We start from the raw sequence: 13,652 nt of genomic DNA, 5'->3' as shown, positions 1-13,652 counted from the left end.
CGGGCCGTCACCGGCCAGCGCGGCATCAATGCCCATCTGTTCCTGCAGCATGCGTGCGACCATGCGGCTGATGGTGGCCGGGTCGGCGCCCTCGGCGAGCTCCAGCCGCAGGTGATGCGCACCGGTCGGGGTGGTCCGCATGACCGCCTCACGAACCCCGGCGACCGCCCGGACCGCCGAGAGCACCGCGTCGGTGTCGAAGCCCGCCTGACGCTCGGCCGGGCGGAAGTCGTCGGGGCGGCGCAGCGCGGAGGCGATCCGGCTCAGCTGGGGCATCCCGGCGAGCGGCATGTCGTCAGCCGGTTCGAGGTTTTCGGGCACGTCCGGCTCGCTGGGCACCCGCTGGGGAAGCGCGTGCTCGTCTTCGCGCAGGGCGTGCTCGGGCTCCCGCTCCCACTCGCGCTCTCGCCGGATCTGATCAACCACCGGGGGAAGCCGAGCATGATCGGCTGCGGCCAGCATCTGCGACGAGTGATCCAACGCGGGCGGAACCCGGGGCACGTGATCAACCGGGGCCGCAACCCAGGCCGGATTGCCAGCCGCATGCGAAACGCGAGCGTGATCACCGGCCACGGGGGCCCAGGCGTGATCACCCGCGGAGGCACCCCGAGTGTTGTTGTCAACCGTGGGTGCAGCCGCTGCGGGCGGCTCCACCTGGGGTATCGCGTCGGTGGGCTCCCCGTCCTCCTCTTCGGCCTCATCGTCGAGCTCGTCGGCGAAGGCGAGCTCGAACCGCTGGCCCAGGCTCAGCGACGCGGCCAGCGGCGGGTCGTCGTTTGGCGTGCCCCAGTGGGGCGGCAGCGAGGGCAGACCCTGCGGCGGCGTGGGGTCGTCCAGGGCGGCGTGCCTGGCGAACTCCGCCGATCTCTGCGCGAGCTCGTCCGCATACGGATCCTCGGCCATGGAAAACGGGACGAAATGCGGAGGGCGCACCAGCGTGGTGGTCAACGAGTCATCATTGTGATCAAGCTTGGCCGGCGGGCCGGCCTGCGGGAAGGTGGGAAGTTGATCCATCGACGGTTCGAGCGCGGCGCCCGCGCTCGACCAGTTATGTGCAGCCCAGGAATGCCCGTTGACCACGCCGTTTCCTTCGTGATCACCCGATCGGCCGTTACTGGTTTGTCCTAGACCATCCACCGTGCGCTCCTCGGTCGCCTCACGGAAGAGGCTACCGTGAACGGTGAATGACGATAAGTTGCAACGACGGGCCAGTTCCACAAGATCCGTCTTATGGAGGAGATCTCAATGACCGCCGCATCCAGCGCGACGGGCCGCCCCACGAGATTGCCGAGGTCGGCAAGGCGCAAACAACTGCTCGCCGCTGCGCAGGATGTTTTTGTCGCACAGGGTTATCACGCCGCCGCGATGGACGACATCGCCGAGCGGGCCGGCGTGTCAAAACCAGTGCTCTACCAGCATTTTCCTGGCAAGCTCGAGCTCTATCTGGCCCTTTTGGACACTCACTGCGACGCGTTCGCCGAAAATATTCGTGACGCCATGTCCAAGACCACGGACAACGCGGAGCGGGTGCGCGGCGCCATGCACGCCTACTTCGAGTTCGTGTCCCATGAGAGCGAGGCTTTCCGGCTGGTCTTCGAGTCCGATCTGCGCAACGATTCGGCCGTCCGGGCACGCGTGGACCGCATGGAGCGGGTCGCGGTCGAGGCGATCACCGAGACGATCATGGCGGACACCGGCGTGAGCCGAGCGAAGGCGGAGATGCTTGCGGCTGGGCTGTGTGGTGCGGCACAGGTGGCCGCGCGGTTTTGGCTCGCGGGCGGGCGCGAGGTCTCGCAGGAGGAGGCCGAGCAGCTGCTTTCCACATTGGCGTGGCGCGGCATCGGTGGCTTCCCGTTGCACCACGAGCAGCACTGAGCGAGCTCGCGAGTTCAATCATGAGATCGGGACTCGCTCACGCCAAGGCCGGCGCAATGGCATGAGCTAAGGTTCATTCCAAGCCTTTGCGGTAGGAGGATTCGGTGGAGGTAAAAATCGGCGTTCAGTTCGCTTCCCGTGAGCTGACGTTGGACAGCGCGTTGTCACCCGCTGAGGTGGAAAAGATCGTGACTGACGCGCTCGCCTCGGATAAGAAGTTGCTCAGCCTCGTCGACGACAAGGGCAGGCGGGTGATCGTGCCGCTGGACAAGCTCGCCTATGTCGAGATCGCGGAGGCTTCGACCCGGCCGGTGGGGTTCACCGTCCGCTAGGCGTGGCCGGCGAGATAGATGTTCACTGTTGGTGTGCCAAAGCGTCTTCACCACGTAGGATAGGCGAGTTGACATGGGCCAAATGCCCATGTCTGCACGTGAGGCCCGTGGATTAGCGGCCGTGGAAACGGCGAAATCAACGTGCGGCCCGTGCGAAGACGACACATAGCGCCCTTTAGATGAGAAAAGGGGCGCACTTAACAAGGGCACCCCATAACCCCATGACACAAGATCGAAAACCGACATTCAGAGAATTGGGCGCGCGACCCGAGACTGTGACCGCGCTCACCGCGATGGGCATCGAACGAGCCTTCGCCATCCAGGAATACGCGCTGCCCATCGGGCTGCGCGGCGGAGACATGATCGGCCAGGCGCCGACCGGCACGGGCAAGACCCTGGGCTTCGGCGTGCCGCTGCTGGAGCGCGTCCTGAGCAAGGACGAGGGGGCAGACGGCATGCCCCAGGCGCTCGTGGTGGTTCCGACCAGAGAGCTCGGCCTGCAGGTCGCCAAGGACATCGAGGGTGCCGGCAAGACGCGCGGCATCCGCGTGCTGCCCATCTACGGCGGCATCGCCTACGAGCCGCAGGTCGAGGCGCTCCGCAAGGGCGTCGAGATCCTGGTCGGCACGCCCGGCCGCCTGCTCGACCTGGCCAAGCAGAAGCAGCTCAAGCTCGACCGCATCCGCGCGCTCGTGCTCGACGAGGCCGACCGCATGCTCGACCTGGGCTTCCTCGACGACGTCGAGAAGATCCTGTCGATGCTGCCCGAGGACCGGCAGACCATGCTGTTCTCGGCCACCATGCCCGACCCGATCGTGACCCTGTCGCGCAAGTTCCTGCGCAACCCGGTCACGGTGCACGCCGGGCACTCGTCCGACGAGCTCGGCGTGAGCCCGCAGACCCGGCAGTTCGCCTACCGCACGCACCAGCTCAACCGGCTTGAGCTGCTCGCGCGCATCCTGCAGGCCGACGGCCGCGGGCTCACCATGATCTTCACCCGCACCAAGCGCAACGCCGACCGGGTGAGCGAGGATCTCGACTTCCGCGGGTTCGCGTCCGCGGCCGTTCACGGTGATCTGGGCCAGAGCGCCAGGGAGCGGGCGCTGCGCGCGTTCCGCTCGGGCAAGGTCGACGTGCTGGTCGCCACCGACGTGGCGGCGCGCGGGCTCGACGTGTCCGGCGTGACACATGTCATAAACTACGACTGCCCTGAGGACGCGGAGACCTACGTGCACCGCATAGGCCGCACCGGCCGCGCGGGCGCGACGGGCGTCGCGGTGACGTTCGTCGACTGGGAGGACATGCCGCGCTGGCGGCTGGTGGACAAGACGCTCGGGTTGGACCTGTCCGACCCGCCGGAGACCTACCACACGTCGCCGTGGATCTACACCGATCTTTCCATCCCGACGGGTCTGACGGGCACGCTGCCCAGCGCCAACCGATCGCGGGCGGGCCTGGACGCCGAGGCCGAGGAGGACCTGGGCGGCGGGCGTTCCCGCCGGCGCCCCAAGGGTCAGGCCGCCGAGACGACCGCGCCCAAGCGCCAGCGCCAGCGCCGCCGGCTGTCCACACCGGCGGAAGGCGACACCGAGCCCGCATTGGGCGCGGATGTGAGTGTGGCCGAGGCGGAGTCATCGCCACCCAGGCGGCGCAGGCGCCGTGTCGGGCCGGATGCCGAAGTCACAGGCGCCGAGGGCACCGTGGCCGCCACCGATGACATGCCGGCGCCAAGTCGGCGCAGGCGCAGGGTGGCTCCGGTCGCGGACGCCGCAGCACCCGTCACAGAGGCCGACGGCACGACCGCAGCGAAACCGAAGCGGCGCAGGCGCCGCCGTGGTGGCGGCCCCGCGACGACCACCGCCGAATGAGGCACACGGGCCCGGACGCAAGTCCCGGGCCCGCACTCTATTCGACGCGGGAAAACTCCATGATCCAGTTGAGCTCCCAGGTCTGACCGTCGTCATCGGACAGTTCCTGCTGCCAGCGGGGATGCTCCGGGTCGGTCTTGTCCCAGGTGAACCGCACCTTGATGGGCCGGCCCTCGTACACATCGTCGCCGACAAAGGTGCCGACGCCGCCGGCGAACCTGCCGACCACGGGCGGGTCCATGCGGCCCGTGCTGCTGCCCACCCAGTAGATCGACCATTCCTCGGTCTCCGGGTTGAAGACCCGGAAGGTCACTCCGGCCTTTCCGCGCGTCGGGAAGACGATCTCATCGAAGCTGATCGTGCCGTCCATGTGGACGCCGCCCTCGTGGTACCCGGGAAACTCCACATAGTTCGTGCTGCCGACGAGCCACTTGTCCTGGGCCCGGTTGTGCACGTTCCATTTGCCGGCGAGAAAGTCGAAATCGTTCATGCCCGTGACAGTAGAGCCGGTCCACTGACAACGGACGTCAGTCGATATGAGGCTCTTGCTTGAGGTTAGGTTTGCCTAACATGTAGGGTTTCGCGCATGGATTTCGCCGCCCGCCTCCGCGCCGCCACCTGGGACGATCACAGCTCGGCGGAGCGCGACACGTTCCTCACCGAGCTGACCAAGGGCCGGCTTTCGCTTAGGGCGCACGCCGCCCACACCGCGCAGCACTACTTCCTCTACGAGGCGCTCGAACGGGCGGCCGCCGTGTACTCCAGCGGATTCCACACCCCCGCACTCAACCGCGTCGACGCGCTCAAGGCAGATTTGCGGTACCTCATCGGCCCGCGATGGCGCGAAGAAATCAGCCCGAACGAAGCCACCAACGAATACCTCGCCCGCCTCAAGGAAATCGCGTTCACCTGGCACGCGGGCTTTGTGGCCCACCACTACCTGCGCTACCTGGGCGACCTGTCGGGCGGCCAGTTCGTTGCCCAGGCGCTCGCCCGCGCCTACGGGCTCCAGCTCGGCGGGGACGGCCTGCGCTTCTACTCGTTCGACCGGATCGGTGACCTCATCGCGTTCAAGGAGGACTACCGCAACCAGCTCAACAGCGCGGGCTGGGACGCCGTCGAGCAGGACCGCGTGATCGACGAGGTGCGCCTGGCCTACCGCCTGAACGCCTCGGTCCTGGCCGAGCTCGGCCGGGAGCATCGCAATCCGTTCACGGCCGACGTCGTGGCCCAGATCATGCGCCACATGAACGACGACCACGCCGCCGACTCGCTCCTGATCTGCCGTGTCCTCGGGGGAGTCCCGGACGCGACCGCGGCTCGCATGTCGGGCATGGATGCGGAGGGCATCGAGTTCGTGGCGGACGTCAGCGGTACCACACAACAAATCAGAATCCCCTTCTCCCAGCGACTCACCGAAAGGGCGCAGGTCCGGGCCGAGGTCACCCGCCTCTACCATGAGGCTCGTGGACACGGCTCTTGACGCGCTTGGCGCGCTGACCAGGCGTTATGCCTTCGCGGAGGTGGCCGCGCTGCTCGCCGAGGGCGCGGGCGGCGCCGATCTGACCACCCTCGATGTGGCGCAGCTGCAGCAGCTCTGCGCATTCGGGCAGCGGTTGATGGACCTCGATGCCGAGGACTTCGGCGAGGTGGACGCGGCGGCCGACGCCAACACCGAGCACGAGGTCGCCGACCGGGTCAAGGGCGATGAGGTACCACTCGCGTTGCGCGAACGCGCGCTGGAGTGCCGCATGCCGCAGTCGCCGCGCGAGCTCCATCGGGGCGCGCTGGGCAGCCTGCGCCCGCTGTACCGGCTCCTGCTCGAAGTCATCGACGCGCACTTCCGGCGGCGCGAGACCACCGCAGTGGTCGCGGCCGTGCACATCGCAAGCGAGTACGCGCCGCTGCTCGTCTGGGAACAGGTGCTCGGGCATGCCGGCGATCCCGCTCTGCTGCCGAGTGCCGTGGGCGGCGACGGCTCGGCCTGGGGCGACTTCGACGATCGCGACTGTCCACATGGGAAGGCCGAAAAGTCTGCCGCCAAACGGCTTTTGACGGTCGCCCGGGAGAACGCGACCGGCTGGCGCACCTATCTGGATCGCCAGCACTCCAACGTCTCCCACGCCCTCGCGGTATGCGCGGCGCAGTGTGGCCGCCCGTGCTTCGTCTACAACCGGCTGTCCAATGAGGACTCTGAGCTGGTGCGCCAGGGAAGCAAGCTCGCCTTGACGCTCAACGACTCGGCGATCGTGAAGCTGCGGCACAGCGCGCCGGTCGGGCACGGGTTCGGCGTGCCTTCCCGCGCGGAACTGCTTGACGCGTGGGGCCGCACCCGCGACTCGCTTGCGCGCCTGGCTCCCGGGATCGCCGAGGACGACGGGTTCGTGCTGCCGGGCTTCGCAACGGCAGTGTCCACTTTGGCCGGTCAGCCGCTGGCGCCCGACACGCTCCTGGCCGACACCGCTTCGACCATCGCGGGCTTGATATCCCACTCGTCCAACAGTTTGGTCAGCGACGGGTCGTGATGCCCGCGCCCCGTGTAGACGGCCTTGATGAGCGCATTGCGCGGGGTGTGCGCCGAATCGATGAATTCCACGACCTCGACGTCATAGCCGTGCTCGCGCAGCAGCCCGGCACGCACGACATCGGTGAGCACGTCGGCGAAGCGCTCGCGCAGAATCCCGTGCGCGGTAAGCAACTTTGACGGCTTGCTGCGCAGCTGCCGAGACACGTCTTTGTGGCAGCACGGCGCGGCGAGGATCCACTTGGCCCGCCACTGCACCGCGCGAGCCAGCGCGTCGTCGGTGGCGGTGTCGCAGGCGTGCAGCGCCAACACCATGTCCGGCGGCTCCAGCTCCACAGTGGCGATCTCGCCCGCGACGAACTGGATGGGCCAGCCCAGCCGGCGGGCGATCTCGGTGTTGCGGATGCGCTGGTCCTCGCGCACGTCCACCCCGACGAGCTCCACGTCGATCCCCAACCGCGACAGGTAGGCATACGCGGCGAACGTCAGGTAGGCGTTGCCACAGCCGAGATCGACTATCCTCACTTTGCCGCTGAGCCTGGGAAGCTGCCGCAGGAACGCGTCCACCTGCCGGCGCTTGGCCGCGTTGCCCCCGACGACGTCGAACAGCGCATCGCCGGGGTCGAGCAGGTGCTCCTTGGACCGATCATGCTCCAGCTCTGGTGAAGCAGAGCTCGATGACCGGTGCAGGATCGCGCCCTTCTTCGTCAGCTGCATGCGCACCGTGCCCGACGTGGTCTCCACGGTCCACGCCGCCGGCGCGAGCACGTCATCGACCGACGTCACGTTTTTGGTGTCCAGCCCGTCCCGGGTCACGACCTGGAACCGGCGGCCGGCCTTGAGCATCACCGGCCGGATGGTCACGCCCTTGGCGTGGGCACGCACAAACCCCGGCGAGTAGACCAGCTCACGGATCTCTTCGAGCGCTTCTTGCAGGCTAATGGCCACCTAATAAGAGTACGGATCCTCGAAGTAATCGGGCGGCAGTGTGTTGATCCACCAGAACAGGGCGATGGAGCCGGCGAGCACGAGGATGCTCAGACCGAGCCCGACCCAGCCGAGAATGATGCCCGTGAGCGCCATCCCGTCGCCCGACTCGCCCGTGGCGCGTATTTTGCGCTTGGCCATGTGGCCGAGGATCGCGCCGACCGGACTGACGACTATCGAGAGCGGTCCCCAGGCGCACAGCCCTGCCACGCCAATGATCGACACGACCATCGCGGCGGTGGCCAATCCGTTGGTGGGCGGGCGCTGCGCCCATCCGGTGTGGTGGTAATGGAATTGCGAGGGAGGTGGCGTCCACGAAGGCATGACCATTCGGTCACTGTAAGAGGGGAGGGCTATGGTTCCTCTATGACTACTGGCGATGTTTTCCGCTTGGACGGAAAGGTGGCGTTGGTCACCGGAGCAGGCAGCCCGCACGGCATCGGCTATGCCACGGCCGGTCTCTTAGCCGGGCTGGGTGCCAAGGTCGCCGTCGTCTCCACGACTCGCCGCATCCACGAGCGCGCCGGTGAGCTCGGCGTGCTCGGCTTCGTCGCCGACCTCACCTTTGAGGCCGAGGTGGGCGCGCTCGCCGACGCCGTGACCGAGCAGCTGGGCGACGTCGACATCCTGGTCAACAACGCCGGTCTCACCAGCCGGGCCAGCGTTGAGGTGATCCGGCCGGTGGCGCAGCTGTCCATCGACGAGTGGCGCGCTGAGATCGACCGCAATCTCACCACCGCGTTCCTGTGCAGCCGGGCCTTCCTGAGCGGCATGTCGGAGCGGGGCTGGGGCCGCATCGTCAACCTGTCGGCCACGGCCGGGCCGGTCAACGCGCTTCCGGCCGAGGCGGCCTACGCCGCGGCCAAGGCCGGCGTGCTCGGCCTGACCCGGGCGCTGGCCATGGAGCTGGTCGCCGACGGGGTCACGGTCAACGCGGTCGCGCCGGGGACCATCCACACCTCGGCCTCCACTTTGACCGAGCTGAAGCAGGGATACGAGACGCCCAAGGGCCGGCCCGGCACGCCGGAGGAGGTGGCCGCGGCGATCGCGTTCCTGTGCTCCCCCGGCGCGGGCTACATCACAGGTCAGATGCTGGTAGTCGACGGCGGTCAATCCGTGCGGCAGGGGTAGCCACCACCACCGCCACGCCCACGATCACCAGCACAAGGCCGAAAAGCGTTGGCACGGAAAGGGTCTGGCCCAGCCAGACCCACCCGAGCAGGCCCGCGCCCGGCACCTCCAGCAGCACGATCACGCTGACCGCCGTGGCGGGCACCTTTTGCAACGCATAGTTGAACATCGAGTGCCCGAGCAGCTGCGGCCCCACGGTCAGCCCGATGATGATGAGCCAGGCGGTCGCGCCGAAACCCGCGATGGGTGTGTTCAGGGCAAGGCAGGTTGTCAAGAGGACCGCCGCGCAGGCTCCATAACAGACTGTGGTGTACGTGGTTGTGGTCAGCACGGCCCGCGCCCGTTCACCGACGATGTTGTAGATGGCGCCCGCGATCCCGCCCACCACCGCCAGCAGATCACCGGCCAGCGCCGGCCCACCCGCTCGGATGTCCGGCCCGGTCGCGATCGCGGCTCCGGCCACGGCCGCGATGATCCCGATCCAGGTGAGCCGGCCCAGCCTGCCGCCCTGCCACACGGTGATCAGCCCGGCCCACACCGGCTGGATGCACACCAGCGCCGTGGCCGTCGCCACGCTGGTCAGCTTGACGCTGGGCACCCACGTGCCGAAATGAGCCGCCAACGCCAGGCCCGCTATCAAACAAATCTTTATGTGGGTACGCGCAAGAGCCAGCTCTCCACGCCGCACGCTCAGGGTGATCGGGGCGAGCACGCCGGCCGCCAATGCGTTGCGCCAGAAGGCGATCGCGAGTGCGGGCGCGGTCGCGTAGGCGATCAGCGGCCCGGAAGTCGAGACGGACAGCACGCCAATCGCCAGCGCCGCGATGGTCCACACCGCCGTAGTATCCCTATTTCCCGGCAGCAGATAGCCAGGATCACGGCTTCGCCTGAACACAGCCAAACCCATGTTTCCCGCAGCGGCTACGCCCGGATCGCTCCGCGCCCGGCCACACCCGCGCAAAACCACGGCTTCGCCTGAACACAGCCAAACCCATGTTTCCCGCAGCGGCTACGCCCGGATCGCTCCGCGCCCGGCCACACCCGCGCAAAACCACGGCTTCGCCTGAACAGAGTCAAACCGGGGGCGGCCAAGCTTGCTTTGCGGGCAAACCGACAGGAGGATCGAGTTATGACGCACCCGCTGATCGAGGAGGCCGGCAAGAAGGCGAGCATCGGCTGGTTCTCGGTCGATGGGGGGCCCGCGCATGCCCTGTGGTGCATGCCGCTCGACGGCCGGATCTTCCTCGTGACCGGCGCGGGCGAGCAGAAGCTGCCCGGCATCGGCGAGGAGTCGGTGGTCACGGTGACCCTGCGCGGCGATCACGGCGGCAACGTCGTGTCCTATCCCGCCACGGTCACTCAGATCCGGCCCGAGATGGACGTGTGGGAGACGGTCGCGCCGCAGCTCGCCGGCAAGCGCCTCAACTCCAGCGGCCCCGCCGAGCAGGTGGTCGAGCGTTGGTCGCGGGAGTGTGCCATCTGGGCGCTCGCGCCCGCGGGCGACCCGTTACCCCGGAGCACGGCATCCGGCGCGGCCGAGCCCAGACCGACCATCGCGTCCAATGCGGGCTGGAAACCGTTCAAACTTCACCGAGTGCGCCGCAGGCGCTAATAGCATTCAACTGTGCCCACGGTGACAAGGGTCTTCGTCGCCCGGCTCGCCGGTCTCGCCGTCTACGACCCCAACGGCGACCACGTGGGCCGGGTCCGCGACGTGGTCGCGCGGCTGCGCTCGGGCGGTGCGCCCCCACAGGTCACCGGGTTCGTGGCGGAGCTGCCGATACGCCGTCAGATTTTCCTGCCCATCGGGCGGGTGGTGTCGGTGGACTCGGGCGGGGTCGTGCTCAACTCCGGCGTGGTCAACGTGCGGCGGTTTCAGCAGACGTCCGCCGAGGTGCTGGTGCTTGGCCAGCTGCTCGACCGCCGGGTCACCGGCCCGGTCGGCAAGCAGGGCACGGTTGTCGATATCGCGATGGAGTCCGACCGCCCCGGGCTGTGGTATCTCGGGCGTGTCGCCGTGCAGGAGATGACCGGGCGCGGGCTGACCCGGCGCGGCCACCTGCGCCAGTTCGACTGGGCGGAGCTGACCGGGCTGGTCGAGTCGACGTCCGGCCAGGGCACCGACTCGCTGCTCGCGCTGCTCGAAGACATGCGTGCGGCCGATCTGGCCCACGCGGTGCAAGACCTGCCCAGCGAGCGGAGACACGCGGTCGCGGCCGCGCTGGACGACGTGCGCCTGGCCGACATGCTCTCGGAGCTGCCCGAGCGGCAGCAGGTCGAAATCCTGATCCGGCTCGACCAGGAGCGGGCGGCCGACATCCTGGAGGAAATGGACGCCGACGACGCGGCGGACCTGCTCGCGGAGCTTCCCCCGGTGCAGCGGCAATATCTGCTCGACCTGATGACGCCCGAAGAGTCGGCGCCGGTGCGCGCATTGATGCAGTACCGTCCGGGTACGGCGGGTGCGGTGATGACCAGTGAGCCCATTATTTTGACGCCGGACTTCACGGTCGCCGATGCGCTGGCCCGGATCCGGGAGCCCTACCTTCCGCCGGCCCTGGCGGCGCAGGTCTTTGTGACACGTGCCCCGATCGACACGCCCACCGGGCGCTACATCGGCACGGCGCATTTCCAGCGGCTGCTGCGCGAGGCGCCGGGCGACCTGCTGGGCGGGGTGCTCGAAACCGACATCGACCCGCTCGAACCAGGCGTGCCGCTCGACGAGATCACCAAGCGCATGGCGACGTATAACCTCGTGGCCATGCCGGTGGTGGACTCCGACGGGCGCCTGGTCGGCGCGGTGACAGTGGACGACCTGCTCGACCACATCCTGCCCAAGGGCTGGCGCGAGCATGAGTGACCGGCTCGATCAGCCGCGTGCACCCAGGGGTTTCCGGGTGCGCGTGCCCACACTGGACACTGAGGCGTTCGGCAGCTTCGCCGAGAAGTTCGCGCGCTTCATGGGAACACCACACTTCCTGGTGTGGATGACCGTTGCGGTGATCGTTTGGCTCGCGCTCAACCTGATCGGATTGTTCGGACTGCGCTGGGATCCGTACCCCTTCATCTTGTTGAATTTGTTTTTCAGCACGCAGGCGTCATATGCGGCTCCCCTGATCCTGCTCGCCCAGAACCGCCAAGCCGACCGCGACCGGGTGTCGGTGGAGGAGGACCGCCGCCGGGCGACCGCGCAGAAGGCCGACACCGAATATTTGGCACGCGAGATCGCCGGCCTGCGGATGGCGCTCGGCGACGTGGCCACGCGCGACTTCGTCCGCTCCGAGCTCACCAGGCTGGTGATGGAGCTCGATGACGCGGCGAAGCGCAGATACGAGAAACCGCGCTCCAGTAAGGCCGGGAAGCGGGAGAGATAGCATTGCGGCATGTCCGCCGCCCTCATGACAGCGCTATCCAAGGTCAACGATCCGGAGATCCGCCGGCCGATCACCGAGCTCGGCATGGTCTCCTCGGCGACCGTCGAGGGCGGCCTGGCCAAGGTGCACATCCTGCTGACGATCGCGGGCTGCCCGCTGCGCGACAAGCTGCGCGAAGACATCACGGCCGCGGCCGTGACCGTGCCGGAGGTCGAGCGGGTCGACATCGAGTTCGGTGTGATGTCGAGTGAGCAGCGGCAGTCCCTGCAGAAGCAGTTGCGCGGCGGGGCCACGGCCGAGCCGGTGATCCCGTTCGCCCAGCCCAACTCGCGCACGCGCGTCTATGCCGTCGCCTCGGGCAAGGGCGGTGTCGGCAAGTCCAGCGTCACGGTCAACCTGGCCGCATCCCTCGCGGCGCGCGGGCTTTCGGTCGGGGTCATCGACGCCGACATCTACGGGCACTCGGTGCCCCGCATGCTCGGCGTGGAGGGCCGGCCCACCCAGGTCGAAGACATGATCATGCCGCCGCAGGCGCATGGCGTGAAGGTCATCTCGATCGGCATGTTCACCAGCGGCAACGCGGCCGTGGTGTGGCGCGGCCCGATGCTGCACCGGGCGCTGCAGCAGTTCCTCGCCGACGTCTACTGGGGCGACCTCGATGTGCTGCTGCTCGACCTGCCGCCCGGCACCGGAGACGTGGCCATCTCCCTGGCGCAACTGCTGCCCAACGCCGAGATCCTCGTCGTGACCACGCCGCAGCAGGCGGCTGCGGAGGTGGCCGAGCGGGCGGGTGCCATCGTCATGCAGACCCACCAGCGGCTGGTGGGTGTGATCGAAAACATGTCCTGGCTGACCCTGCCGGATGGCTCAACCATGGAGGTGTTCGGCTCGGGCGGAGGTCAGGCGGTGGCCGAGTCGCTGACCCGGATCACGGGCGGGCGGGTGCCGCTGCTCGGGCAGATCCCGCTGGACACGCGGGTGCGCGAGGGCGGCGACGACGGCACACCGGTCGTGCTCTCCCACTGGGACTCCCCCGCCGCCCGTGCTCTCGCGGCAGTCGCCGACCAGCTCGCACTGCGCCGCGAATCCCTCGTCGGCAAACCCCTCGGCCTAACCCCCGCCCGCTGACTCCGCTTTCGTTTGATCATGAACTTAGTTCATGTTTGACGGGGTGTGTCGTGCCCTGAACTTCATGGTCAACACCTGAGCCCGCGGCGCCGTCCAGCCAAACCGGCCGCTTAGCGACCTGGTGCCGCGTGGCCCAGTGCCGCGTGGCCCAGTGCCCAATGCGCCCGGTGCCTGGCGCATCCAAGCGCCTCCGCGGACTAGTGGCTGTCGCGGCCAGCAGCGCGGCCTGGTGCCCAATGCGCCCAGTGCCCGGCGCGGCCGGATCTCTCTTGCGAGATTGACCATGAAATTGGCGTGGCGACACGCCGTCGAACATGGACTTAAGTTCATGATCAACCCGAAAGGGGGTCAGGTCATGTCCTCGTAGGAGCGGGGGAGGGGTTTGGAGGGTGGAGGGGGTGGGTCGGCCATGGGGGCGTTGAGATCTGCGCTG

The 13,652-nt window shown here is 68.1% G+C and carries 14 protein-coding genes and 1 pseudogene; 10 read left to right on the top strand and 5 right to left on the bottom strand.

Annotated elements, in window-relative coordinates:
• A pseudogene (locus tag DM816_RS33595) lies at positions 1-1,080 on the bottom strand (hypothetical protein); the annotation flags it as partial.
• Positions 1,081-1,230: 150 nt separating this feature from the next.
• On the opposite strand from DM816_RS33595, the gene DM816_RS33590 reads away from it, so the two are divergent.
• The 3 genes from DM816_RS33590 (at position 1,231) to DM816_RS33580 (ending at position 4,075) form a co-directional block, all read left to right on the top strand.
• Entirely contained in the window at positions 1,231-1,875 is a 645-nt protein-coding gene (locus tag DM816_RS33590; RefSeq protein ID WP_425455305.1) for a TetR/AcrR family transcriptional regulator, read from the top strand.
• A 104-nt stretch (positions 1,876-1,979) separates the two neighbouring features.
• Positions 1,980-2,207 carry a DUF3107 domain-containing protein gene (locus DM816_RS33585; protein WP_117214498.1) on the top strand — a complete coding sequence of 76 codons (228 nt, stop codon included), beginning with the start codon at positions 1,980-1,982 and terminating at the stop codon, positions 2,205-2,207.
• 179 nt (positions 2,208-2,386) lie between these two features.
• On the top strand, positions 2,387-4,075 hold the full coding sequence (locus tag DM816_RS33580; protein WP_117214497.1) for a DEAD/DEAH box helicase: 1,689 nt from the start codon (positions 2,387-2,389) through the stop codon (positions 4,073-4,075).
• Positions 4,076-4,112: 37 nt separating this feature from the next.
• Here DM816_RS33580 and DM816_RS33575 read toward each other — a convergent pair whose 3' ends face one another.
• On the bottom strand, positions 4,113-4,565 hold the full coding sequence (locus DM816_RS33575) for a hypothetical protein (protein ID WP_117214496.1): 453 nt from the start codon (positions 4,563-4,565) through the stop codon (positions 4,113-4,115).
• A gap of 96 nt (positions 4,566-4,661) precedes the next feature.
• On the opposite strand from DM816_RS33575, the gene DM816_RS33570 reads away from it, so the two are divergent.
• Both DM816_RS33570 and DM816_RS33565 read left to right on the top strand, forming a co-directional pair.
• Positions 4,662-5,558, top strand: coding sequence for a biliverdin-producing heme oxygenase (locus tag DM816_RS33570; RefSeq protein WP_117214495.1), 897 nt, complete (start codon positions 4,662-4,664; stop codon positions 5,556-5,558).
• A complete protein-coding gene (locus DM816_RS33565) occupies positions 5,542-6,600 on the top strand; it encodes a hypothetical protein (protein WP_117214494.1) in 1,059 nt (352 codons plus the stop codon). Before DM816_RS33570 ends, DM816_RS33565 begins: the two co-directional genes overlap by 17 nt.
• Here the strand turns inward: DM816_RS33565 and DM816_RS33560 are convergent.
• Both DM816_RS33560 and DM816_RS33555 read right to left on the bottom strand, forming a co-directional pair.
• Positions 6,501-7,547 (bottom strand): class I SAM-dependent methyltransferase, encoded by a 1,047-nt coding sequence (locus DM816_RS33560; RefSeq protein WP_425455304.1) that lies wholly within the window; start codon positions 7,545-7,547, stop codon positions 6,501-6,503. The genes DM816_RS33565 and DM816_RS33560 overlap by 100 nt on opposite strands.
• Complete coding sequence (locus tag DM816_RS33555) at positions 7,548-7,916, bottom strand: DUF4190 domain-containing protein (RefSeq protein WP_117214493.1); 369 nt, start codon at positions 7,914-7,916, stop codon at positions 7,548-7,550.
• 36 nt (positions 7,917-7,952) lie between these two features.
• Between DM816_RS33555 and DM816_RS33550 the strand changes: the two genes are divergently transcribed.
• A complete protein-coding gene (locus tag DM816_RS33550; RefSeq protein ID WP_117214492.1) occupies positions 7,953-8,717 on the top strand; it encodes an SDR family NAD(P)-dependent oxidoreductase in 765 nt (254 codons plus the stop codon).
• Here DM816_RS33550 and DM816_RS33545 read toward each other — a convergent pair.
• Positions 8,665-9,552 (bottom strand): DMT family transporter, encoded by an 888-nt coding sequence (locus tag DM816_RS33545; RefSeq protein ID WP_246002505.1) that lies wholly within the window; start codon positions 9,550-9,552, stop codon positions 8,665-8,667. The two genes, DM816_RS33550 and DM816_RS33545, sit on opposite strands and share 53 nt — an antisense overlap.
• Before the next feature lie 294 nt (positions 9,553-9,846).
• Between DM816_RS33545 and DM816_RS33540 the strand changes: the two genes are divergently transcribed.
• Genes DM816_RS33540 through DM816_RS33525 form a run of 4 tightly spaced genes read left to right on the top strand, consistent with a single transcriptional unit; the run spans position 9,847 to position 13,219 of the window.
• Entirely contained in the window at positions 9,847-10,329 is a 483-nt protein-coding gene (locus DM816_RS33540; RefSeq protein ID WP_117214490.1) for a hypothetical protein, read from the top strand.
• Positions 10,330-10,341: 12 nt separating this feature from the next.
• On the top strand, positions 10,342-11,577 hold the full coding sequence (locus DM816_RS33535; protein ID WP_117214489.1) for a magnesium transporter MgtE N-terminal domain-containing protein: 1,236 nt from the start codon (positions 10,342-10,344) through the stop codon (positions 11,575-11,577).
• Entirely contained in the window at positions 11,570-12,091 is a 522-nt protein-coding gene (locus tag DM816_RS33530) for a DUF1003 domain-containing protein (protein ID WP_117214488.1), read from the top strand. Before DM816_RS33535 ends, DM816_RS33530 begins: the two co-directional genes overlap by 8 nt.
• A 9-nt stretch (positions 12,092-12,100) precedes the next feature.
• Complete coding sequence (locus DM816_RS33525) at positions 12,101-13,219, top strand: Mrp/NBP35 family ATP-binding protein (protein WP_117214487.1); 1,119 nt, start codon at positions 12,101-12,103, stop codon at positions 13,217-13,219.
• Positions 13,220-13,652: the final 433 nt, after the last annotated feature.

It is taken from the genome of Allorhizocola rhizosphaerae, assembly GCF_003426775.1.
In the GTDB taxonomy this organism is placed as follows: Bacteria; Actinomycetota; Actinomycetes; order Mycobacteriales; family Micromonosporaceae; genus Allorhizocola; species Allorhizocola rhizosphaerae.
Note: the sequence above shows the minus strand (reverse complement) of the source record. Positions and strands in the feature narration are given on the sequence as shown.